Below are 24,696 nucleotides of genomic sequence, written 5' to 3' on the forward strand. Positions count from 1 at the left end.
GGCTATTATTTGAATGGACGCATTATTGCAGCTATTCCTTTAGGGCATCCACATATTGCTTCGCTTCTAATAGTGACAAACCAAGCACTTCTCTCGCTTTTTTAACAGCTGCTACTTCCTTGCCGTTACGTACGAGCTGGAGAACCTCATTTTGAACAAGATGTGGGGGCAGACCTTCAGACTTGGCAATTTGGTCAACGTTTACGTGCATTGTTTTGATACGAGCTTCCATGGCACTTACTTTGTTATACACAGTTAAACATACAACTAAGGACACAAGTGATATCGTAATTGATAGGTATTCCATTTGCGACACTCCCTTCTATCTCTTCTTTTATTCTAAATGAAGATGTCTGGTTAAACAAATTTATGTCGTGTCCTATTGAACTAACCTGCCCGTTACCTTAATAACGCAGTGTCAGTCTAATACTTTATTTGCCGAGTCTAACACTTTATTTTTCAGTCTAGAACTCTATTTTCATTTGACACTTCTCTCTCACATTTAATTTTCTCGCAGTCTTCAATAATGAACTGAATCTCTTCCGCTGTAAGCTTAGCTTTTTTCGAAGAAAAATCCTTTTTTAAATTGTTGTAGACTTTCTTATTATTTTTGAGCAATTTGAACTCATATCCCATACTACTAACATAAAAATGTTTTGGCTCATGACTATCAATTCCATAACCCGAAACTTTAAGTATAGTTAGATATTCTAAAGTTTTATTTTCTATGTATGCAGCAGTGGACCTATGATGTCCGTCAATTAATGTACTCATAAAACCTTCATAAAAATATGCGAGCCCAGTCATGATCTCCCCATTTTTAATTTGCTCTCTATATTCATAACTCTTTCAATGTTTAAACAATCGATTCGTTGAGAAGGTAGAAGGAAATTGGGAACCCCCTTGCTTGAATGGTACTTGTAAAAAACATCAGCTGACGCATTATACGTTCTCCTCTTAGTAAATAAGTTCCAAAAAAACTCTCCTTCTCCGTTAGTTGGTATCATTTCTATATAAGACATCAGGTAATAACCATTTTCTAGAATACTCAGTAGAGGTTTAACCTTTTCAAATGCAGTACTAAGGTCATTCCCTACCTCTTGTGAATCTTTAATTTTATCAATCGCTCACCAGAGTTATCCACCCCAAATTTAGTTATTAACTTTCCACTCCCATTATTTACTCGAAGTAACAAAGCATCCTTGTCCCATGAGTTAAAAATACTCGGAATGATTTCTTCGCATACGATCGAATTAGGTGCCTTAAATATCTTCTTCATAACTTCCACCCCACCCTAATATTACAAAAACCATACCATATCTTGAATTCACCTTATCATCAACTAACAAAAAAACCATCAGATTTCACTGATGGTTTTGAAGTCTTACTATAAAAAACGTCCAGCGTTCATAATAACTTATCTGCTGCTCGTTTGTCTTCCTTTAGTGAACCACTCAGACTTTGGCTTTAGTGGAGGGTTAGACTTAGACTTAGGCTTTGCTTTGGCAGGTTTAGATGCCACAGGTTTTGACCCCGCTGGTTTAGCTGTTGATGGTCTGGAAGTCGATGGTTTTGAAGATGCAGATCTCGAACCTGACGGTTTCGAAGATCGTTCTGTCTTCATTTGCGTTTTACGAGACATCGGATACGGATGATCCTTCACTTCTGGAATCGATTTTCCGATCAATTTTTCAATATCCCTAAGGAACGGAAGCTCTTCAGATTCGCAAAAAGATATTGCCGTTCCGCTTAACCCAGCTCTACCCGTACGACCGATCCGGTGCACATAGGTTTCTGGAATATTCGGCAAGTTGAAGTTGATTACATGAGACAGCTCATCAATATCAATTCCTCGCGCGGCGATATCCGTAGCTACAAGAACGCGGGTTGCACCACTTTTAAAATTCCGCAATGCATTCTGACGATCATTCTGCGATTTATTGCCGTGAATGGCTTGTGCAGAAATGTTCACTTTCGCTAGATCGCGTGTAACACGGTCCGCACCACGTTTTGTACGAGTAAACACCAGAGCAGAAATGATTGATTTATCCTGTAACAAAAGATTCAATTGATTCTGCTTATTTCCATTCTCTAATAAATAGATCGATTGATCGATTCTATCCGCAGTAGATGACACGGGTGTGATTTCTACTTTCACTGGATTCACAAGCAAGGTTTTGATTAATTTGGAGATCTCAGTAGGCATCGTTGCCGAGAAGAACAGTGTTTGTTTCTTCGTTGGCATTTTAGCGATAATTCGCTTCACATCATGGATGAAACCCATATCTAGCATGCGGTCAGCCTCATCCAAGACAAGAATTTGGACATACTGTAAATCCACACGTTTTTGATTGATCAGGTCGATAAGTCTTCCTGGTGTAGCAATTAAGATATCAGCCCCTTGATTCAAGGCACGCTCTTGTACTTTCTGTGATACACCGCCAACGATGGCAGCAGAGCGGATATCTGTGTATTGGCTATACGCTTTTATGTTATCAGCAATTTGAATCGCTAGTTCTCTTGTCGGTGTTAAGATCAGCGAGCGAATGCGTCGCACATTGCTTGATTTATTGGGACTTGTTTGTTCGCTTAATAATTGAATAATAGGTACAGAAAATGCTGCTGTCTTTCCTGTTCCCGTTTGAGCACATCCAAGTAAATCTCTACCTGCTAATACAGCTGGGATCGATTGCTCCTGTATAGGTGTAGGTGATGTATAGTTTTCTTTGGTTAAAGCCTTTAAAATCGCAGGCATAATATTCAGTTCGTTAAATGTCATTGGGTCTCCTTAATTTCTAATACATATATTCTTAACATTAAATCCATTTGTCACGTCATAAACAATAATCATAACACAATTAGTCACATAATAATAGATATTCTTTATCATCACACCAATTTTCATTAAAAATCCATTTCAGGATACCTGTACAATTAATAGCTAATAAGAGCTATGCAGTCCGATACCTTAGCAAAACACATCAAAATACCGAAATAGCTGCTATACAGTCCGAAAAATGTTTAAGTATGCGTATCAGCCAAATAACGTTTCCCAACACACAACAAAAAAGCGAAGGATTTCTCCCCCGCTTCTTATCATTCGTATGAAGATTAGTCTACGATTTCAGCAGTGTCGCCATTGTTGGCACCAGCAGCATTAGCTTCGTCAGTATCAATATGCATATCAAGTTTGAAGCTGTCGGATACACGAGCAATTACGTTCTCCAATACGAGACCGCGGTCTCCACCGAGACGAACTTTAAGCAATTGCTTATCCGCAATGCCCCAAGCTTCAGCTTCAGAAGTGTGGAAGTGAATGTGACGAGCTGCGATGATAACGCCTTGTTCTAATTCAACTTCACCAGCAGGTCCTTTAAGCGTAATGCCAGGTGTTCCTTCAATATTTCCAGATTCGCGAACTGGAGCTTTCACGCCAAGTGCGAAGGAGTCAGTACGGGAAATTTCTAATTGGGAAGCCGGACGAGCAGGTCCCAAAATTCTTACCTTGTCAAATTTACCTTTGCTACCGATAACTGCTACTTGTTCATTTGCTGCAAATTGTCCTGGTTGGGAAAGTGGTTTGAACTCAGTTAATTGATATCCTGGGCCAAACAGAGCCTCCACGTGCTCTTGCGTAAGGTGAATATGTCTAGCCGACACACCTACGGGTACAGTCTTACTCATTGTAAAGTCACTCCTTGTATTTTCTCTAGTATCTGTACAAGCCATTAACCATTATACATCTTCTTACCCAAAAATAAAAAGGGCTGCATCATAACGAAGCCCCTTTTTTCGACAATTTATGTTTTTTGCACAAGATTGTCATGGTTTAGACACCTGAGAGGGCAAATTTAGACTTAAAAAAGAGGTCGCATTCTCATACATCCAGCCTTTCACAGTATCCTCTGGATAATAACGGAGCAGCTGCTCTATAAGATCAGGGTATTTTCCCGGATGCTCCAACTTCTCTACCCAAGTATCGATGCCGTCAAAATCCGAGCCAAACATCATATGCTTCTCACCGCCGAGACTACATACATGTTCAATGTGCTTTAACAAATCATCCATACGAGCCTTCCCATCATCACTTACAAACCAAGGATAAAAGGTCAGACCCATTCTTCCATCCATTGCAATCAAAGCTTTAATCTGTTCATCATTTAAATTTCTAACATGCCCACATATAGCCGCAGCATTCGAATGGGAAGCAATAAACGGACGATTGCTTAAATCAGCCAACTCCCAGAACCCCGCTTGTGACAAATGCGACACATCAAGCAGCATTCCACTTTCGTTGCACCATTCTATCAGCTTTCTCCCTTTTTCCGTAAATCCACCATTACGCTTCTCTAGCACACCATCTGCTGCCCAGTTCGCATAATTCCAAGTCACACCAAGAAACCGTACTCCAAGTTCGAAGCAGAGCTGAGCATAAAACAAGTTCCCTTCTAAGCCGTCTACGCCCTCCAGAGAGAGCATTGCTTGTGGAGGTGCGCCTACTAATCGATTTCCTACTTGCTCCTTCCACTGTAACCACTGAAGCCCATCTGTGTTCACTATCTTTTGCCTAAAGAGATCAATTTGCCCTAGAACATGTTCAAAGCTTGGTTTTCCTCTGTTAGTTGAGAGATATATTGCAAAACATTGCAACGCCACTCCGCCAGAAGCCAGACGCTCTGCAGTAACATCTAATCGAGGATCATTGTCAAAATTTATATCCGGGGAGGCTTGCATTTTGCTTAGCACATCACAATGGAAATCCGCTACTTTAAACTTATCAGCCCTCATTTTACAACCCCACTTTCTCACTGTCCCAGCCGTTCATATCATTTCCAAATGCCTATTTCAGATACTATGCAAAAAAACGCCAGACTATAAATCAAAAGCAAAAAACCTGTTTACAAAAGTAAACAGGTTCAATCATTCTATAGGTCTATTATCTGGGTTCAACAATCAGTTTAATCGCGGTTCGATCTTCCCCATCAATCACTATATCAGTGAACGCAGGAATGCAGATCAAATCTACTCCGCTTGGTGCAACAAATCCCCGGGCAATGGCAACTGCTTTGACTGCTTGATTCAGTGCTCCAGCTCCAATAGCTTGTAATTCGGCCGATCCACGTTCACGAAGAACACCCGCTAATGCGCCGGCGACGGAATTTGGATTGGATTTAGCTGATACTTTTAATACATCCATAGTAAGTACCTCCCCTGGGAAAATAATGGTGTTCTTCCACTACTTTAGATGTTATTCGCGAGAGAAGAAATAATTCCTTCTTTTTACGGACCACGTCTTCCAAAAACGGTATTAAAGATACTCTTTTATGATATTAAAAATATCACACTTTACCCTAACTCAGCGAAATTACCCGGATTAAACCATACTCTGTTCTACGTTTAGCTCATAACCCATTCATCTTCACGTAACCGTATCTTCTCCAGACGAGTCGCCGCACCAGTATTTTCATCTAATTCTGCAAATAAACCGTGAAGCTGCCACTTGCCTTCATCGACAACAAATCGTGCTGGAAGCTGAGTTGTGAACTTATAAAGTACTGCATCTCTTTCCATACCCAGAATTCCTTCGCTTGAACCAACCATTCCCGCATCGGTCAAATAAGCAGTTCCTCCTGGTAAAATCACATCATCATTTGTCTGAACATGAGTATGTGTCCCAACAACAATCGATGCGCGACCATCCATAAAATATCCCATGGCGATTTTCTCAGAGGTTACCTCTGCATGGAAATCGACTAAAATACATTTGTGATCTCTGCGAAGCTCTTCCACAATTTCTTCCCCGACACGGAAAGGACAATCGATAGCAGGTAAGAAAGTCCGGCCTTGCAAATTTACTATGGCCAGTTCTTTACCGTTCCCTTTAACGACTGTATAACCTCTTCCCGGTGTTCCTGGCGGAAAATTAGCGGGACGAATAATCCGAGCCTCATCATCGATGAACTCAAAAATATCTTTGTTGTCCCATGTGTGGTTTCCCATCGTTATACCGTGAACGCCCCAGTTAAAAAACTCATTAGCGATCGCCTTGGTGATCCCTCTACCGGCAGCAGAATTTTCACCATTAACAATAATGATATGTGGCTGATATTTACTTTTTAGTGAGGGCAACATCTCACGAAGAGCCTTTCTGCCAACATTTCCAACGATATCTCCAATAAATAGTACTTTAATGATTCTCTCCTCCTAATCGTAACCGCTATATCTAATAGATAAAACCTCATATTCAAAAGAAAAAAGGCCCCGCTTAGGGGCCAATTCTCAACAAATATAAGAAAGTATAAGTTACATCTTATCCCTTAACCTTATATTCCACCTATTTAGCGTATTCAACAGCCCGTGTCTCACGAATAACGGTAACTTTGATATGTCCTGGATAATCCAGTTCACTTTCAATCATTTTCGTAATATCGCGAGCAAGACGGAATGCCTCTGCATCGTCAATCTTCTCTGGCTGTACCATCACGCGTACCTCACGGCCCGCCTGAATAGCAAATGATTTCTCAACGCCTTCGAATGACTCTGAGATTTCTTCCAGTTTTTCTAGACGTTTAATATACGTTTCCAGTGTTTCACGGCGAGCGCCAGGTCTTGCTGCTGACAATGCATCAGCTGCACCAACCAACATAGCAATAACCGAGGTAGCTTCGCAATCTCCATGATGAGACGCGATACTGTTGATAACAACCGGATGTTCCTTATATTTCTTCGCTAGTTCAACGCCGATCTCAACATGCGATCCTTCTACTTCATGATCCAGCGCTTTGCCGATATCATGGAGCAATCCTGCACGTTTTGCAAGCACGATGTCTTCCCCAAGCTCACCGGCCATCAGTCCAGTTAAATAAGCAACCTCCATGGAGTGCTTCAATACATTTTGACCATAGCTTGTACGGAATTTCAGACGACCCAGAATCTTGATCAAATCTGGATGCAATCCGTGAACACCCACTTCGAAAGTAGCTTGTTCACCATATTCGCGAATTCGTTCGTCCACTTCTTTGCGGGATTTCTCCACCATCTCTTCAATTCGAGCGGGATGGATACGTCCATCTGCCACAAGCTTCTCAAGTGCCGTACGGGCTACTTCACGGCGGATCGGATCAAATCCCGACAAAATAACTGCTTCCGGCGTATCATCAATAATGAGGTCGATACCTGTAAGAGTTTCGAGTGCACGGATATTACGGCCTTCACGACCGATAATCCGCCCCTTCATCTCTTCGTTCGGCAGGGTAACAACTGAAACTGTTGTCTCCGCTACGTGATCAGCTGCACAGCGTTGGATAGCGAGTGTGATGATTTCGCGGGATTTCTTATCCGCTTCCTCTTTCGCCTGCTGTTCAATCTCTTTGATCATTTGAGCCGTTTCATGGCGAACTTCTTGCTCAACATTGCTAAGAATAATACTTCTTGCATCTTCGATGCTTAAATTGGAAATTCTCTCCAATTCAGTGACTTGGTTTTTGTAAATAACATCAATTTGCTGTTGGGTTTCATCAATTCGTTTCTCTTTGTTAGCTACTTGTTCTTCTTTTCTTTCAAGCGATTCCATTTTTTTATCCAGAGATTCTTCCTTTTGCAGCAAACGTCTCTCTTGCCGTTGGATTTCATTCCGACGTTCACGAGTTTCTTTCTCAGCTTCAGTACGGATTCTATGGACTTCGTCCTTAGCTTCCAATACTGTTTCTTTCTTCAGCGCCTCTGCGTCTTTCTTCGCGTTCTCCACGATGACTACGGCTTCTCTTTCTGCGCTTTGAATTTTAGCTTCTGCAAGGGATTTACGAATAAAATAACCGAACCCAAAGAATAATGCAGCTACAACGAGAACGATAATGACCCAGATCCATGCTTGCATCTGTTCACCTCCTCGTTGGTTCCTCTCCAAGGTATATCCCTGGGAATTGTGCAGTTGTTAAACTATCCGTTCATCACCATACAAAAAACCGGTAAATAACCGATTGCCATACTGCACATGCTGCACATGCACACTGCCCGCCTTATCCGGCGATTACATTTCATATGAGTTGTACGCGAACCGTTTTAAAAAGTCACCTTTTTGGGAAGGAAAAAGGATTCTTACTTTATGCCGATTCATGTTATATTTTATTATTTATAAAAAGACATTGTCAAGAGAGTCGATATGCGCATTAATGTCAAGAGAATCAGTGAGTCTAGTAAAATTCCTCATCTTCACCCTCATAATTGTCTTCCTCAAGTAAAGTATTGATCACTTGTCGCACCATATCACCCGAGAATCCACGCCGCATTAAGAAGGCTCCAGTCTTTCTGCGCTTATCTGTGGCTTCACCACGAATAAGATTCCATTTCTTACGACCAATCTGAAGTGCACTCTCTAGTTCTTGTTCAGGACTGACATTCTCCAGTGCTTCCGAGATCAAGGTTTTGTCGATTCCTTTCTCACGTAGCTCTTGGCGAATCCACATTTTCCCTTTTCGCTGGTTCGTAATGCGTTGCTCCGCCCATTGCTTTGCATACAAGGGGTCATCAAGAAATCTTTCCTGCTGTAGCCGTTGCACCACTTCCGCAATAATAGTCTCCCCTATTTCCTTCTGCCGTAAACGGCGAGTCATTTCCATAGCGGTACGTGGCTTCCGTTCTAGATAACGAAGTCCTTCTACATAAGCTCGTTGTCGCTCATCAGCAACAACAATTTTCTCCAAATCGGCTTTCATAAAAGAATTTCCAGTAATCATCCGATATTTAATCATGACGTCTTCGTGTACAGTCATGTTATAGGCTCCGAAATGTATGATGTAGCGGTGGTCCGACTTCTTCTGACGTTCTACCTTAGTAATTTCTAAAAATTCTCCATCAGGAAAATCAGATAGGACCTGTACGTCCTGCTCATCCGATTCAAAATCCATATCCAGCTGTATTACCATAGTTGCTTGTCACCTCATAGCAATAAAATATCCCCACAAAGTGCGGCTTAACTTCGATGCGTACTCAGGTACTTTGGGGGGACCCCAAATATATATGTTCTTACACTGTTAAGAAAAGACACCCTGCAACAATGAATCACAGGGCGTCCTATTCCTTAGTAAATTCTATTGTTCGATTTCGAGAAGTAGCTTTTCTTCTTCCTCTTGCTCTGCAATGATTTCCGCTTCATTTGGTGCAGCAACAATAGTGGACAGGTTACTTGCTTCACGGATCTTGTTCTCAATGATAAGTGCAATATCTTGATGTTCTTTCAAGAACTGTTTGGCATTCTCACGTCCTTGACCGAGACGCTCACCCTCATAGGAATACCATGCACCACTCTTATTCACGATGTCCATTTCAGTACCGATGTCTACAAGACTTCCTTCTCTGGAAATCCCTTCACCATACATGATATCAACATCAGCTTGTTTAAATGGAGGTGCTACCTTATTCTTCACAATCTTGATCTTGGTTCGGTTACCTACAACGTCGTTACCCATCTTGATACTTTCGACACGACGAACATCCAACCGTACGGAAGAGTAGAATTTCAACGCCCGACCACCCGGTGTTGTCTCAGGGTTACCGAACATAACACCAATTTTCTCACGAAGCTGGTTAATAAAGATAGCAATTGTATTCGATTTACTAATGGCACCAGATAGCTTCCGAAGCGCTTGAGACATCAAACGAGCCTGTAGGCCGACGTGAGAGTCACCCATATCACCTTCGATTTCCGCTTTAGGAACCAACGCAGCTACGGAGTCAACGACAATAATGTCTACTGCACCACTACGGACAAGTGCTTCAGCAATCTCAAGTGCCTGTTCACCCGTATCTGGCTGAGATAGCAACAATTCATCAATGTTTACGCCCAAGTTACGTGCATACTTCGGATCGAGCGCATGCTCAGCATCGATAAATGCAGCTTGTCCTCCTTGTTTTTGCACTTCTGCAATAGCATGAAGAGCAACAGTCGTTTTACCGGAGGATTCAGGTCCGTATACTTCAATAATACGTCCCTTTGGAAGTCCGCCTATACCTAACGCAATATCAAGTGCCAAAGATCCGCTAGGTACAACTTCCACTTGCATATGAGTGGATTCTCCCAGTTTCATGATCGAACCTTTACCAAATTGTTTTTCTATTTGACGAAGCGCCATATCAAGCGCTGCACGACGATCTGACAATCAGACCACTTCCTTCACTGTTTATAATAATATAATAACGTGTTTTTGAGGTCTTGCCAAGCTTTTTTTCGAACATACATTCGTTTTTTTTGTCTCAAGCGTTAATTATCCCTTTTATTGTAAGCCTCCCTCCGGACATAGAAGTTAACTGATTTCTCTACTTCACCGGACATCAACGACTTATGATCAAAACCAAAACAGCGATCAAAATCTCCGCAGATATACAAAAAACCGCAGCAAAGAAATCTCAGTGCCACGGTTCTTCCGTATGTCTCAATTATAACTGGGCTAATCTCCCATTACAAGTCTGAGCCTTCAAGAGGTGTCTCCACCTTCCGTTCCTCAAGTCTGCGCCATAGACGATACAACAGAGCTTTAACAGTACGCAGTCGTATATTTTCACGTGTACCTTTAAGATTAAGCTCGTATACTTCTGTCTTACGCCCGCGTTCAGCTAAACCAATAAATACAAGTCCAACTGGCTTACGTTCAGAATAGCCTGGTCCTGCTACACCAGTTACAGATAAACCGAAATCACTATCTGCGATCATTCTCACCTGATCAGCTAACACCTCGGCAACTTCACGACTAACTGCCCCTGGAGCATCTGGCCCCTCCAAATAAGCACTTGGCACATTCAGAAGTTTTTTCTTCAGGTCGTTGGAATAACAGACGATTCCTCCCGCAAACATCGAAGCACTGCCTGGAATGTTAGTTATACTCTCCATCAGCAAGCCTCCCGTGCAACTCTCTGCCGCACTTAAAGTCAGACCTGCATCCGCCATCCAATCCACAATCAATTGCTCCAGTGGCACATCAATATTTGCATATAAATGTTCTGGCAAAATCTCTTTGATCTGTTTCTCCAGAATCTCCAGCTTCTTGTAAGCTTCATGCTCGGAAGGCGCTTTTGTCGAAATACGAACGGTTACCTCTCCCTCTTTAGCGTAAGGAGCTATGGTTGGGTCTGTCTGGCTGTGAATAAGATCAATGAGCTTATCCTCAAGCAGTGATTCTCCGATACCGGCAAATTTAAGCATTTTAGAATAAAGTGGCATTTCTGTCGTTAGAGCGTGCTGCTGAAGCCACGGTACAGCTTTATCTACGAACATCGGCTTCATCTCGCGAGGCGGACCAGGAAGCACAATATAATATTTCTTTTCACGCTCAAAAGCAATGCCAACAGCAAGACCAATCTCATTTGGCAACGGTGTAGTTCCTTCAATTATAAGTGCCTGTTTACGATTATTCTCCGTCATAACAATCTTTCGATCATCAAAGAAACGTTGTACATGATCCATTGCCAAGCGATCTATATGAAGTGTGCGACCTAAGGAAGCAGCCAGCGCGTCCTTCGTTAGATCATCTTCTGTAGGACCAATACCACCGGTAAATATGACAACATCCGCTCTGCTTTGAGCGATCTCAATGGCTTGCTGCAAGCGACTGCTGTTATCCCCAACTACAGTTTGAAAATATACATCAATCCCAATAGCAGCTAGCTCAATAGACAAAAACTGGGCATTACTATTTACGATTTGACCGAGCAAAAGCTCCGTGCCTACTGCAATAATCTCCGCTTTCATACCTGGCTTTCGCCTCCTCGTTATAATGTAGATACACTGCTTTTAGGGTTTAAAAAAGGTAATAGGTGCTTTACCTATTACCTCTCCTATATGTAGCTGCCTAAAACGCTTAAGCATTATGCAGCTGTAATAGATCCTTATTCTTCACAAAATAATCAATTCCAGAGTAAATAGTGATCAAGGCTGCAGCCCAGATGGCAATATCGTCTACAGGAATGCTGACGAATTGAAATGGGAAATTATTTAACAACAGCAGTGAGATCGCTACAATTTGTACAACCGTCTTTATCTTACCCCATTTGCTGGCGGCAACCACTTTTCCCTCTAACAATGCTATCTGGCGAAGCCCGGTTACTGCGAACTCACGACTAATGATAACAATTGCGATCCATGAATCACATCTGCCCAATTCCACAAGTGAAATCAGAACTGCAGAAACTAACAGCTTGTCCGCTAACGGATCAAGGAGCTTACCGAGATTGGTGACCATATTATATTTCCTTGCTATGTAGCCGTCTATTCCATCTGTGCTCGCTGCAAGCAAAAAGATTACAGCTGCCACCAAATGATTAACAGATAGCTGAAAAGAGCCCCAATGTATCGGTTCTGGATAAAAACTGAAATCCACCAGTAAGAAAAACATCATAATCGGGATCAGGCAAATACGTGCTAGCGTGATGCGGTTGGGCAAATTCACTGAAGTTCCTCCCCTAAATCGTTCATACAAATTGCCTGAGTCAGGCTCATCTATTTCTACTTAAGCAAGTATATTATAGCTATAAATAGGTGTCAAAAAAAATACAAAGCACCCCGCATAATGGCGCTGATAAGCACTGCGGGGTACAAAATGCTATTTTAAGTTGTTGAACTGCAGGTCCAGCGGCAAATCAGCTTTACGCAAAATCTGGATAATTTGTTGTAAATCATCGCGACTCTTACCAGTTACGCGGATCTGATCTCCTTGAATCTGGCTCTTCACCTTCAATTTCGAATCACGAATCAGGATGTTAATTTTTTTTGCGTTCTCCTGATCAATCCCTTGCTTAAGACCTAAACGCTGACGAACACTACCCAGAGATGCAGGCTCCACTTTGCCGAAATCCAAGTTTTTCAGCGTGATACCTCTCTTCACCATCTTCGATTGTAAAATATCAATAACAGCGTTTAACTTATATTCGTCCTCAGAGGCGATAATAAGTGCGTCTTTCTCCAGCTTCAGACTACTCTTGCTGTTCTTAAAGTCAAAGCGGTTGTCAATTTCTTTCTCTGTTTGGTGGATCGCATTGGTTAATTCCTGCATATCCATTTTAGATACGATATCAAATGAACTTTCTGAACTCATAACTACACGTCCTTTGTACTTTTTAGTCTGCTACTATTATAAAAGAATGATACCCTTAAGTCTAATATTGGATAATATGTACCTCACCCGACACAGAAAACAGCCCCACATAGTGGAGCTTTTCCTTCGAAATGAGTTGTGTTTCAGGTAGAAATACGTCTCCAATGGAAAATATCCTTGGAGACGCACATTCTAAATTCTCTATCTGCTTCGAAGCGGGCTTCGAAACATATCCAGAATTCCAAGCACGATATGTGCAAGACCGAACCCGAGAATTCCATAACCCCAAGCACTTGGTGTCATATAGTATCCGATAAGACTGACAACAACCCCAAGTCCAGCTACAATCCAGCTAACAATCATGAATGTACACCCCACTTTGGCTAAGAACTAGAAACAGTCTTATGTTCCCCGCAAAGCCAAAGTCTATGCATCATTTTTCTTATTGGCCTGTTTCATTAGTCTGGTCGGTAGTATCGGTGGTACCTTCATTCTGGGTCGTTTCACTTCCAGTACCGTCATCCAGATTAAGTAGCAGACGAGATGAGGTCTTTTCATCCGTAATCACTTGTCCATTGACAGTAATCTCAGTAGCTGGTGAATAACCAGATTTAATATACATTCCTTCACTTCCAAGCACAAAGCTCATACGATCTCCTGCCGCTGTGTTACCAAATGAGAGTTTTTCACCTTTAGAGTTCTCACCTTTATACACCTCAAGCCAGCTTACCCCAGTAGCAGAAATCTCAACCTTCACTTCACTTCCAGCCGGAGCTGAAACCTTGAATTTTGTTGTTTTTCCTGCTTTCCCATCCGGTGTAACTGTAATGGATTGCGGGGAAGGCGTAGGTGTTGGTAATGGCGTTGGCTCTGCAGTAGGTTCAGTTGTTGCTTCTGTTCCTGCCGAAGAAGTTGGCGCTACAACTCCACCTCCTGAAGCCGGTGGAGATGTTTGAGCAGTCGTAGGATCCTGCTGTTCATTCGTCAGATTCGTCTGATCAATCTGATCAGGGTCTGGTTTGTTCAAACTAGATGCATAAATGTAAATCACAACAATAATTAATATTGGAAATGTCCACATTAGCACTGTTGGCAGCCATTTTGCATTCCGTTCGGTTTCAGGTCTACGGCTGCGTTTTTGAATCACCGTTTCCATGGCTGTGTCTTCGGGAGGGGCAGGTACATTCCCATGCTCCTCTAGCAGTTCGTCAGGACTCATCCCTACTGCCTCTGCGTACGTTTTGATAAACGCCCTAACATAAAAACTTCCTGGAAGCACCTTATAGTCTCCAGACTCGATGGCTTCCAAATACTTTTTGCGAATTTTCGTTACTTCCTGGACATCGTCAAGACTCATCCCTTTTTGCAGACGCGCCTCTTTCAATTGCCGGCCCAGTTCCGACATACCATCACCTCCTGTAAATTTCAATGAATATCATTGTTCATTCTTGTTCTATAAATCATCACTGTAGCTAGTCGTAAACGACTCGTACAATATTTCTTCATTTGGATTATTGCGAAGCTCGATAATAATATCAAAATCATCAAAGGTGTACTCAGATTCCCGCACAAAAATATCTGGATGCTCGATCACTTTCGTACTTGGCATACTCATAACATTTTGTAATAAATTATAATGCTTCTCATTAGAGCGGATCGTACTAACAATACCATCAATAATAAATACATTATGTGGGTTCATCTCATCTTCTGCTAATTGACTTCGAACCGTCTGACGTAAAAGTGTCGAGGAGACAAATGTCCAACGCTTCATCGCGCAGACACTGCCAGCAATGATTGATTCCGTCTTTCCTACACGGGGCATACCTCGAAGTCCTATTACCTGATTTCCATCTTTTTTAAACAGTTCCCCGAGAAAATCGACCAATAGACCAAGCTCATCCCGGGTAAAACGAAACGTCTTCCGATCATCTGAATCCCGTTCAATATATCGCCCATGGCGCACAGCCAGCTTGTCTACGAGTCTTGGAGACCGCAGAGCTGAAACTGTAATATTATCAACTTTCTTGAGCATTTCGCCCATCAGCATTATTTTGTCATCGTCATTGGTCTCCAGCAACATTCCGCGAGTCTTTCCTTCAACGCCATTAATCGTCAGAATGTTGACTTCTAGCATCCCTAACATTGAAGCGATATCACCAAGCAGACCGGGTCTGTTCTTGTGAATCTTGTATTCCATATACCATTGTTTATATTCCACTTGTACACCTCATAGATTCCTTTTCCCGCACTTTGATATACATCAAAAAAATGCCGTTCAGACAAAGTGGTCTGAAACACGGGTCATGTTAATGATATATAAAATAAAAATGAAAGGCAAGGTCAGTCCTGTAATAATTGCAGAAAAGCTCCCACAAGGGGAGCTTTTCCGCAAGCTTAGGCGTGATTTTTCGCCAACTTGACCATGAGTTTAGCAATCGTCTGCTTTTCTTCATCGTTGCCGACGTCCCATAGCTCTTTGATTGCACGGTTTTGAGTGTTTGCTGGATCCACTTTTTCATCGAGGAATTCCCCAATTTCAAAAGCCAGCTTTGAGATTGTGTCTTCACTCATCCCAAGTTTCTCCGCCTGTACAACTCGTTTTCCCAGAAATTTCTTCCAGGTGTCAAAATTTTTGATTACGCTATCTTCTTGTGTCATCTTAAATCCTCCTTCATGTTTACGGTCAAACACCTGCATACAGGCTGTAAGCCGCCTTACGTGAGATTTAAAAACAACACTTATAATATGTCTTAGAAGCTAAGTTATTATGCTGGAGCTTTTCTCCAACTGAAGATCAGGTAATCCATCCACCATTTGGACTAATAATCTGGCCAGTGATATACCCGGACTCAGGCAAAGCCAAAAAATAAATTAGTGAAGATATTTCATTAGGCGTAGCCAAACGCCCTACTGGAATCTCATCCTCCAGCATACGGACTTCATCCTCCTGTAAATTGGACAGCATGTTCGTATTAACCGCTCCTGGAGCTACCGCGTTAACCGTTACACCAGATGGAGCCAGCTCTTTAGCTAAAGCCTTTGTAAAGGCATTCACTCCACCCTTACTAGCCGAATAAGCTACTTCGCAAGAAGCTCCAGTGATTCCCCATACGGAAGAAACGTTGATGATACGACCATAACGTTGCGATACCATGTACGGCATAAAGATCTGACTGCACATATAGGTTCCCTTCAAGTTAATGGACATAATGTCATCCCATTCCTCTTCGGTCACATCAGCTAGCATTCCGTAATGCGATTTACCGGCATTATTGACGAGAATATCCGGCTGCATCCCATTACTCTCAAGCTTTTCCGCCATACGTACAATCTGACTACGATCCTTCATATCCGCGTTTACTGTCATTACCTTTGCGCCAAGGGCCATACAACGCCGAGCGACATCATTCGCAGCTTCATGTGAGTGTCTGTAATGAATAACTATATTCATCCCCACAGAAGCAAATCGTTCCGCAATGGCGCCGCCGATCCCTCCGCTTCCCCCTGTAATGAGCACTGTCATTTCCCCTAGTGGTTTGCTGCTCTCTCCCAAAACGCTCACCTAAGGACTCACCACCAATGAAACGGCAAGCTGTTCCCAGTTTACATGGGCTTGCAGACGCTCATTTACTTCTGCCAGAGTGATCGATTCATACATAGGCAGAACTTCAAACAGGTCACCACCACGGAACTGGTAGCGTGTAAATTCATGTGCGATACTTTCAGGGGAGTTCAGCATGCGCAAATAACCGCCAATTTTCTTTTTCCGTGCCCGCTCGAAATCCTTCTCCGCAAAGCCAGACTTTAAGATTAGATCTACTTCTTCTTTAATTCGTTTTAAAAGCAAGTCCGGATCCTTTGTATCCCCACCCATTGCAGAAAAAGCATACTGCGGAGAACTATTAAATTCATGTCCAAAGCTGTCCGAGATCAATTCCTCATCATAAAGCTTTTGATACAATGCTGTGCTACTACCTACCAACAAATCGAGCATTAGCTTCGTTATCAGGTCGCGTTTCAGAGAAGCTTCACCTGTTAGATCTTCTACTTTTTCCTTGAAACCAAACATGATTTTCGGCATCGAAACAGCAAGCTTGCTTTCTAGCCGTTTTGTAGCGACTTGTTCGGGTTCATCTTCAAAAATACGCTTGATTTCACCCTGCTTGCCGTAGGTTTTACCCTTTTGGTTAGCGCGAATCAAGGAAAATACTTTCTCCGGGTCCACACCCCCAACCACGAACAACAACATATTGCTAGGGTGATAAAAAGCGTTATAACATGTGTACAGCGTTTCTTTAGTGATCGTACTAATTGATTCTACCGTACCTGCAATGTCAATCCTAACCGGATGCTTCGAATACATCGCTTCAATAAGGCCAAAATACACGCGCCAGTCCGGATTATCAGCATACATATTGATTTCTTGACCAATAATTCCCTTTTCCTTTTCTACATTCTCATCTGTAAAATAAGGTCGCTGAACAAAATCAACGAGAGTACTAAGATTGGTCTCTATATTTTCTGTTGCTGAGAAAAGATAAACTGTCTGATCAAAGCTTGTAAAAGCATTGGCCGAGGCTCCATTTGAAGCAAAGGTAGCAAAAATATCGCCTTCTGGCTCTTCGAACATTTTGTGCTCTAAAAAGTGAGCTATACCATCAGGAACAGTGGTCTCTTCTCCACCTGCGACATGAAAATGATTGTCAACGGAACCGTATCTAGTTGCAAATGTAGCATAGGTCTTTTTGAAGGTTGGTTTCGGCAACACATATACCTGAAGTCCGTTATCCATGACCTCATGATAAATGGTTTCTTGAAGTCTGTCGTAATGAATTTGTTCCATCGTTATTCCTCCTTTCCTGTCAAGAAATATATCGTATCCAGCTGAAAGGTTTCAGCGGCAGCTTTTACATCTTCAGCACCGATTTGTTCCACCTGCTCCAATAGCTGATCCGCTGTCCGTTCTTTTCCTGACAACTGGCGGTTGAAGTCGTAAGAGATCATTTCAAAAGCAGAATCCGTAATCTCGGAAAGCTGATTGCGGATCATAGCTTTAGTCTGACTCAGTTCCAGATCACTGATATTGCCAGCTTTCATCTCTTCCAATTGCTTCTCTATAATGTCCACGGCTTTGCCGTAATTTTGCGTTTCGATGCCTGATTGAATCGTTCCAATGCCCTTGTGGCCGTCATAACGAGACGAAGCATAATAGGCAAGGCTTGCCTTCTCACGTACGTTAACGAAGAGTTTAGAGTGGGGATACCCTCCTAATATTCCGTTGTACATAAGTGCGAACGCGTAATTATCATCCTTATAAGTAATAGAGGTGCGTAGGCCCAGGTTCAACTTGCCCTGACTGACATCCAGCTTCTCTTCTACAGTCCGCACCTCATTAACTGATACAGGTACGAACTTAGAGCTATATAAGCCCACCTCGGACTGAATCCGACCGAAATGACGCTGTACAAGCTTTTCTACTTCCTCAGCTGTAGTGTCACCCACTACATAGAGATCAAGGATGGCATCATCCAGCCAGGAATTATACGATTCATACAAACTTTTCGGAGTGATTTGATCCAGATCCGCTCTTTGCCCCAGAGGGTGAAGACGATATGGCTCGTTACGGCACATTTCCTCAATACAGCGCTCAGCAGCGTAACGTATCTTGTCATTTACGATGGACTCCAGCTTCTTGCGAACGGTTTCACGCTCCGTTGCAACATACGAAGGCCGGAAGCTGCCGTCTTCAACTAATGGACGAGTCAGTACTTCACCTAAGAAAGCGAAGGATTGTTCAAGTAAGCTCTCTTGGCTTTGCACAAAAGAGTCATTAATAGTATCCATGCGGAACTGAACGATTTGATAATCGCCTCTTTTATAAATATCAAACCCGAATCCAGCGCCATACAGTTCCTCCAAACGCTCGCGGAATTGTGTGGTCTCCGGATAAGTCGCGGTACCTCTGCGAAGCACGAATGGAGCTAGTGCAGTAGAGGTTACTGTATTCTCATCAAGTGGGATCCCAGCATAAAGTGAGATCGCGTAGGTCTTAAATGCCTTGGTCGGCATAACGTGAATGCGCAAGCCTCCTACGGTGCCATGCTGAAATACATTATTAGTCAAGTCCAAAACTCCTTTACGGCGTGGATAGTTGCTCTACATCATGTTTATGAATTATTAACCATTCTAAACCATTCCAAAGTAAGGAAGCAACCGGAAGCCTCTTCCCGGTTGCTCTCTGAATTCACTATCCTTCTTCTCTACATACAGAAAATATGCTGTCCAATCGTCTTCACCTGAGGACGGGTCCAAATCCATTTAGAGGTCGCTGTTTTAGGATTGAAGTAATACAAACATCCTCCGGAAGGGTCCCAACCACTGAGTGCTTGCTCTACTGCCTTACGTGCTTGCTCATTCGGCTCCAAATAGATCTGACCATCGGCCACAGCTGTAAATGCTCTCGGTTGAAAAATAACGCCAGACGGCGTATTCGGGAAACTAGGTGATTTCACTCGGTTTAAAATGACCGCAGCAACAGCAACCTGACCTTCGAAAGGCTCACCTCTGGCTTCTCCATACACGGCATTAGCCATGATCTTGAGATCATTCTCCGATAAGCCCATCGAATTACCTGAAGACAATCCTGGCGAATTCGTTTTATTGGACGTATTTGTTTTATTACCAGTGTTATTCTGTGCTGTCTTATTTCCCGTGCCCGTAGAAGGCTCAGTCGGCTTCCAGTTCTTCGTGGCGTTATACAGCTTCAGCTTAGTTTTGGCACCCACAATGCCATCAGACTTCATTCCGAATTTCCATTGAAACCAAGTAACTGCATTCTTCGTTTTTGGCCCAAAATGACTGTCTATTTTTCCGGCATAATAACCTAAATGCTTTAATCGCCCCTGCAATTCATAGACATCCTGACCCGTGGACCCAAGTTTAATGGGTGTTGTACTGAAAGCCGGCAAGGCTTCTTCGTCAGGATTATTTAACTCGTGGACAAATGACGCAGCAGCACTTTGCTTGGTCTGAACAATGCCATTCCCCTTGAAAAACGTTCCTGCAAACGGCGCGGCAGCAAGTGCAAGAGTTAAAGCAGCAAATATCCACATCTTTTGTTTCTTCATAGGGTTCGCTCTACCTTTCTTTTGTAAGTTCTGCATGGATGGCTAAAGTTATTATGACGACTGTCAGCGCATCCTATGCATTACTAAAAAAGAAGAAATAGCTTTTCATTACAATTGAGAATAATTATCAACTATATTCGAAATAAGAAAACCATGTAGTTGATATGAATCATGAATTTAAAGGACCACATTTTACTGTGGAACCACGCATTAATTGAAATTATAGATATACGTCATACTTTTCAATATTTTAGTGATATGAATTCACAATAGTCCAAGTAACAGTTCGCACTTTTAGGGAAAAACTCCCTGAAAATAGTGGATATTCTCTGATAATGAATGGAATTAGGGAATTCCTCCCTAAAAATCAGGCCAATTCCTTTATTCCTTACCAAAATTAATAAATTATAGGGAGCTTTTCCCTAATTATAAGTTTGAGAACCAATAATCTCAGAATTTCAGGGAGAAATTCCCTAATAATTTTAATGAAGCTTCACTCGGAGCCTTATTCGTAGCTTCACTAAAGCCATTATTTGAAGTGTCATTTACACTTCTTCAGCACGAGTAAGGGGCCGTCCCCAAGTAGTACAAACTACTTGGGGACGACCCCTTTTCACTGTCTATTTAAGGTTTAAACTGACTTGTTCAGCTTAAGAACTGATCTTGTTATGCTGATACTGCTCAAGTGATACAAGCACCTCACGCGGCTTGCTGCCCTCGTAAGGCCCTATTACCCCACGAGCCTCCATAGAGTCAATCAAACGGGCTGCACGGGTGTAACCAACCCTCATCCGGCGCTGTAGTAGCGAGACTGAAGCTTGCTTCGCTTCAAGCACGATCGTTACGGCCTGCTCATATAACTCATCCTGTGGCTCCTGGTCTTCAGCGATTGTGTCATCAACCTCTGGAACAATGGACTCATCATATTCTGCTTCACCTTGACTGCTGACATATTGAACGATCGTCTCAACCTCTTGATCGCTCATAAAGGCACCCTGCACACGAATCGGTTTAGAAGCCCCCATCGGTAAGAACAGCATGTCTCCCCGACCTAACAGCTTCTCCGCACCTGGCATATCCAGAATGGTACGTGAGTCTACATTGGAAGATACGCCGAAAGCGATACGAGATGGAATATTCGCCTTAATCAAACCTGTAATGACATCCACGGAAGGACGCTGAGTGGCGATAATTAAATGTATACCAGCTGCACGCGCCATCTGTGCAAGCCGACAGATAGCATCCTCTACATCGTTAGCGGCGACCATCATCAAATCCGCAAGCTCGTCCACAATAACAACGATATACGGAAGTATAGCAGCTGGGTTCTCTGCCATCAGCTTATTATAGCCTTCCATGTTGCGTGTTCCTGATTTGGAGAAGAGTTCATACCTTTTCTCCATTTCCACAACGATCTTCTTTAAAGCTAAGCTCGCCCGCTTCGGATCAGTAACGACTGGAGCCAGAAGATGCGGAATCCCATTATAGACATTCAGCTCTACCATCTTCGGGTCCACCATCAGGAATTTGACTTCATCGGGTTTAGCTTTGTATAAAATACTCGTAATAATCCCGTTAATACAAACCGATTTACCAGAACCCGTTGCACCAGCCACCAATAAATGGGGCATCTTCGCTAAATTACCGATAATCGTCTGACCCGAAATATCACGTCCAAAAGCAATCGATAATCTGGATTCAGCTTCCTGAAAGATTTGTGTCTCCATAACTTCACGCATGGTCACAATAGACACTTCGGAATTCGGTACCTCTATCCCAATGGCTGATTTACCCGGAATTGGCGCCTCCATACGTATATCTTTGGCTGCAAGAGCAAGCGCAATGTCATCCGTCAGATTAACAATGCGGCTAACTTTGACACCGATATCCGGCTGAATCTCATACCGTGTAACCGCTGGACCTCTAACTACTTCGAGAACCTTTGCTCTTACACCGAAACTCTCTAGAGTAGCTTCTAGCTTACGGGCGGTCTGCATATAATCATTCTGATCTCCCGCTTTGCCGCTGTTGTTAGGTTTGGCTAGAAGTCTGAAAGATGGCAGCTTATAAGGTTTTGGTGGAGGTGGTGCCGGTGGAGCAGAAATGATCTGTCCATCAGGAGTGGCGCTCAGCAATCCATCCAAGTCAATAGTCACATTCTCCTCAGGCTCATCTGAAGGCTGTTGACTAACTGGATTAACCCCGGCAACAGGAGCTTTGACGGTAACACCACGAGCTGCTGGAGAGAATTCACTCCATTCCTCCCGATCTTCCTCATTCAGCCCTTCTGAGCGGATATGCTCAAAGAAGTCACGAATAATTGGAGTCACAGGTTCCATATCCATATCTGCATCATCAAAATCATGATGGATATCCTCAAGTGGAGTCACACGACTATCTACTGAAAGCCCAGAAATGATCGGACCGTGCGAAGCGCTTGTTACAATTGGACCTTGATCATCATCCTCAGAATCGGTTTCCACCTCTGAACGGGTGGAGCCTGTGAACCAACCGGATATTTTTTTCAATAGAACAGGTTGCTTACGATTAGGTAAATATCGATCGTCTTCTTCCTCTTCGTCATCTTCGTCATAGACAGGCTGCTTCACCGGCCGAGTCTTTGCGGGTGCGGCTGCTTTGGAAGGTCTAGCAGCTACTGGGACTGCCTTCGGACGGTTTGCCGCATGGAGACGAATCCCCTCCACAAACTTAACCGTACGAACTCGCAAAAGAGTAATAATCTCTACATAGGAGAGATTTGTAATTAACATAAAGCTGATGGCAAGCATAACAATCATGAGCAGCTTAGCTCCCAGACTACCAAAGAGCCACAGCAGTGCAGCATACTCCAATCCGCCGATATATCCACCACTTATATCCTTACCCAGCATATAGACATTACTATTGTTAACACCGGGCGAAAGAGATCCCGAAAGATCATTATGTATTTGTGTCATCACGTTGCCAGGATGGAGCAAGGACAACGGGCCAAGCTTCTGCTCCATTGCAGAAATAGTGCTCATAAGGCACATGGATAGCAGAAGCAGAAGCACGCCTGTATGTCGACTGTTCCAAGAAGAAGGCCATCTTCGATGGATCATAACCATAAGCCCATAAAAAATACCAATAAGCGGCAACACAAAATAAAATCTCCCTAATAAATAACCCGCCATACTTGAAAGTGACCGTCCTACCGCGGCTTCACCAGATAGAGCAATAACGGATATCGTTATTAGTAAAATTCCGTAAATTTCATATTTTAAAACGCTGCCGAGCAGCGCTTTTTTCTTTTTCTTTTTTCGTTTAGCCACGCCAGCCACCCCCGGAACAACATTATACCATATAATGGCGTGGCGTACCTATGTTCTCTTTTGTCAAAAAATGAATCTTTATGTTAACGTAATTATCGCTCCAGGAGAGAACGACGGATCTAAATATCGCTCCAAAGGACAATCCAGCAATCTTACTATGCGCGCGCGTCCTTCCTCCATCGGCTCAACCTGCATGAGCATCCCCTGAACACTTACTTCTCGCGTAGTAGCGTAATTATTAAATGCCCCCTCCCACACCTGTTCCATCGACATTATCGTATAGAGTGTCATTGCGTAAGCCCTCCCGAAATCGCTGCTGTAGGCGCTGCAGAGAAATCTCCACCAATCATGCGGTTAAGATGCGCTAAGGCAGCTCCGATCCCGCCCACCTCATCCATGAGACCATATTTAACAGCGTCCAACCCCCCAACGGCTGTTCCAATATCACGATTGAGCTCACCTGTCTTAAACATGAGGTCACGGAACTGTTCTTCAGAAATCCGAGAATGAGAAGTAACGAATTTCACTACACGCTCCTGCATTTTTTCCATGTATTCGAACGTCTGTGGCACTCCAATTACTAAGCCATTCATACGAATCGGATGTATCGTCATTGTTGCACTTTCCGCAATAATTGAATACGTAGAGGATACAGCGATCGGAACGCCAATACTATGGCCCCCTCCAATGACTACTGTTACCGTTGGTTTAGAGAGCGAAGAAATCATTTCGGCAATCGCTAGACCAGCTTCTACATCTCCACCAACAGTATTTAAAATAATAAGCAGACCTTTAATATTCTTATTCTGTTCAGCTGCCACCAGCTGGGGAATGATATGTTCGTATTTCGTCGTTTTGTTCTGAGGAGGCATTACAATATGGCCTTCAATCTGACCGATGATCGTTATGCAAAAGATATCCGGTTCACCCGTAGGAACCGCTGTTTGTCCAAGCTCTTTAAGTGCACCCATTGTAGTGGGCGGCATGTTTTCATTTGTACTTGGATTTCCCTCTTGTGGTATAACTTCCTCATTCTTTGCTCCATTTGATCCATTCATGTAGTTCATTTTCGCAGCTCTCCCTTTCCTTATGCAGCTCTGGTCTGCTATAGCCTTACTAACTTTCATTAGTATGACATTTCAGGGCCCCGCATTATGCAAACCTCTCCTC

24 protein-coding genes are annotated in these 24,696 nt (G+C 43.0%); all 24 read right to left on the reverse strand.

What is annotated here, in order from left to right:
* Nucleotides 1-31: 31 nt before the first annotated feature.
* Entirely contained in the window at nt 32-307 is a 276-nt protein-coding gene (locus MKY19_RS18375; protein WP_339242067.1) for a hypothetical protein, read from the reverse strand.
* 152 nt (nt 308-459) lie between these two features.
* Nucleotides 460-774, reverse strand: coding sequence for a hypothetical protein (locus MKY19_RS18380; protein ID WP_339265590.1), 315 nt, complete (start codon nt 772-774; stop codon nt 460-462).
* 643 nt (nt 775-1,417) lie between these two features.
* The gene (locus MKY19_RS18385; protein WP_339796742.1) at nt 1,418-2,779 is read right to left on the reverse strand and encodes a DEAD/DEAH box helicase; all 1,362 of its coding nucleotides are present in this window, start codon (nt 2,777-2,779) and stop codon (nt 1,418-1,420) included.
* 332 nt (nt 2,780-3,111) lie between these two features.
* Entirely contained in the window at nt 3,112-3,684 is a 573-nt protein-coding gene (locus MKY19_RS18390; protein WP_042128797.1) for a phosphate propanoyltransferase, read from the reverse strand.
* Nucleotides 3,685-3,822: 138 nt separating this feature from the next.
* Nucleotides 3,823-4,788: a membrane dipeptidase gene (locus MKY19_RS18395; RefSeq protein WP_339796746.1), complete on the reverse strand. Its 966-nt coding sequence runs from the start codon at nt 4,786-4,788 to the stop codon at nt 3,823-3,825.
* 148 nt (nt 4,789-4,936) lie between these two features.
* The gene (locus MKY19_RS18400; RefSeq protein WP_019910496.1) at nt 4,937-5,197 is read right to left on the reverse strand and encodes a stage V sporulation protein S; all 261 of its coding nucleotides are present in this window, start codon (nt 5,195-5,197) and stop codon (nt 4,937-4,939) included.
* 200 nt (nt 5,198-5,397) lie between these two features.
* The gene (locus MKY19_RS18405) at nt 5,398-6,192 is read right to left on the reverse strand and encodes a TIGR00282 family metallophosphoesterase (RefSeq protein ID WP_042189389.1); all 795 of its coding nucleotides are present in this window, start codon (nt 6,190-6,192) and stop codon (nt 5,398-5,400) included.
* 142 nt (nt 6,193-6,334) lie between these two features.
* Nucleotides 6,335-7,876, reverse strand: coding sequence for a ribonuclease Y (rny, locus tag MKY19_RS18410; protein WP_042128807.1), 1,542 nt, complete (start codon nt 7,874-7,876; stop codon nt 6,335-6,337).
* 316 nt (nt 7,877-8,192) lie between these two features.
* Nucleotides 8,193-8,924 (reverse strand): RecX family transcriptional regulator, encoded by a 732-nt coding sequence (locus MKY19_RS18415; protein WP_339796750.1) that lies wholly within the window; start codon nt 8,922-8,924, stop codon nt 8,193-8,195.
* Nucleotides 8,925-9,089: 165 nt separating this feature from the next.
* On the reverse strand, nt 9,090-10,157 hold the full coding sequence (gene recA / locus MKY19_RS18420) for a recombinase RecA (RefSeq protein ID WP_042128809.1): 1,068 nt from the start codon (nt 10,155-10,157) through the stop codon (nt 9,090-9,092).
* A gap of 299 nt (nt 10,158-10,456) precedes the next feature.
* Nucleotides 10,457-11,743, reverse strand: a complete 1,287-nt coding sequence (locus MKY19_RS18425) for a competence/damage-inducible protein A (protein ID WP_339796753.1) — start codon at nt 11,741-11,743, stop codon at nt 10,457-10,459.
* A 109-nt stretch (nt 11,744-11,852) separates the two neighbouring features.
* Nucleotides 11,853-12,440: a CDP-diacylglycerol--glycerol-3-phosphate 3-phosphatidyltransferase gene (gene pgsA, locus MKY19_RS18430; RefSeq protein ID WP_036688397.1), complete on the reverse strand. Its 588-nt coding sequence runs from the start codon at nt 12,438-12,440 to the stop codon at nt 11,853-11,855.
* A gap of 153 nt (nt 12,441-12,593) precedes the next feature.
* Nucleotides 12,594-13,085 carry a YajQ family cyclic di-GMP-binding protein gene (locus MKY19_RS18435; RefSeq protein WP_042128814.1) on the reverse strand — a complete coding sequence of 164 codons (492 nt, stop codon included), beginning with the start codon at nt 13,083-13,085 and terminating at the stop codon, nt 12,594-12,596.
* Nucleotides 13,086-13,286: 201 nt separating this feature from the next.
* Nucleotides 13,287-13,448 carry a hypothetical protein gene (locus tag MKY19_RS18440; RefSeq protein WP_179086684.1) on the reverse strand — a complete coding sequence of 54 codons (162 nt, stop codon included), beginning with the start codon at nt 13,446-13,448 and terminating at the stop codon, nt 13,287-13,289.
* Between the two features lie 79 nt (nt 13,449-13,527).
* Nucleotides 13,528-14,490, reverse strand: coding sequence for a RodZ domain-containing protein (locus MKY19_RS18445; protein WP_076285441.1), 963 nt, complete (start codon nt 14,488-14,490; stop codon nt 13,528-13,530).
* Between the two features lie 48 nt (nt 14,491-14,538).
* Entirely contained in the window at nt 14,539-15,306 is a 768-nt protein-coding gene (locus MKY19_RS18450; protein WP_042128818.1) for a DUF3388 domain-containing protein, read from the reverse strand.
* A gap of 176 nt (nt 15,307-15,482) precedes the next feature.
* Nucleotides 15,483-15,746, reverse strand: a complete 264-nt coding sequence (locus MKY19_RS18455) for a DUF3243 domain-containing protein (RefSeq protein ID WP_042189396.1) — start codon at nt 15,744-15,746, stop codon at nt 15,483-15,485.
* A gap of 136 nt (nt 15,747-15,882) precedes the next feature.
* Entirely contained in the window at nt 15,883-16,611 is a 729-nt protein-coding gene (gene fabG / locus MKY19_RS18460) for a 3-oxoacyl-ACP reductase FabG (protein ID WP_339271710.1), read from the reverse strand.
* Nucleotides 16,612-16,650: 39 nt separating this feature from the next.
* Nucleotides 16,651-17,931 carry a pitrilysin family protein gene (locus MKY19_RS18465; protein ID WP_339796760.1) on the reverse strand — a complete coding sequence of 427 codons (1,281 nt, stop codon included), beginning with the start codon at nt 17,929-17,931 and terminating at the stop codon, nt 16,651-16,653.
* A gap of 2 nt (nt 17,932-17,933) precedes the next feature.
* Nucleotides 17,934-19,157 (reverse strand): pitrilysin family protein, encoded by a 1,224-nt coding sequence (locus tag MKY19_RS18470; protein ID WP_339804389.1) that lies wholly within the window; start codon nt 19,155-19,157, stop codon nt 17,934-17,936.
* Between the two features lie 191 nt (nt 19,158-19,348).
* Nucleotides 19,349-20,215 carry a spore cortex-lytic enzyme gene (sleB, locus tag MKY19_RS18475; RefSeq protein ID WP_339265604.1) on the reverse strand — a complete coding sequence of 289 codons (867 nt, stop codon included), beginning with the start codon at nt 20,213-20,215 and terminating at the stop codon, nt 19,349-19,351.
* Between the two features lie 650 nt (nt 20,216-20,865).
* Nucleotides 20,866-23,526, reverse strand: coding sequence for a DNA translocase FtsK 4TM domain-containing protein (locus MKY19_RS18480; protein WP_339265606.1), 2,661 nt, complete (start codon nt 23,524-23,526; stop codon nt 20,866-20,868).
* A 78-nt stretch (nt 23,527-23,604) separates the two neighbouring features.
* On the reverse strand, nt 23,605-23,817 hold the full coding sequence (locus MKY19_RS18485; protein ID WP_042128829.1) for a YlzJ-like family protein: 213 nt from the start codon (nt 23,815-23,817) through the stop codon (nt 23,605-23,607).
* The gene (locus MKY19_RS18490) at nt 23,814-24,593 is read right to left on the reverse strand and encodes an ATP-dependent Clp protease proteolytic subunit (protein ID WP_179281594.1); all 780 of its coding nucleotides are present in this window, start codon (nt 24,591-24,593) and stop codon (nt 23,814-23,816) included. The genes MKY19_RS18485 and MKY19_RS18490 overlap by 4 nt, the downstream gene beginning before the upstream one ends.
* Nucleotides 24,594-24,696 lie beyond the last annotated feature (103 nt).

Source organism: Paenibacillus sp. FSL R5-0744, from assembly GCF_037972555.1.
Lineage (GTDB): Bacteria > Bacillota > Bacilli > Paenibacillales > Paenibacillaceae > Paenibacillus_AQ.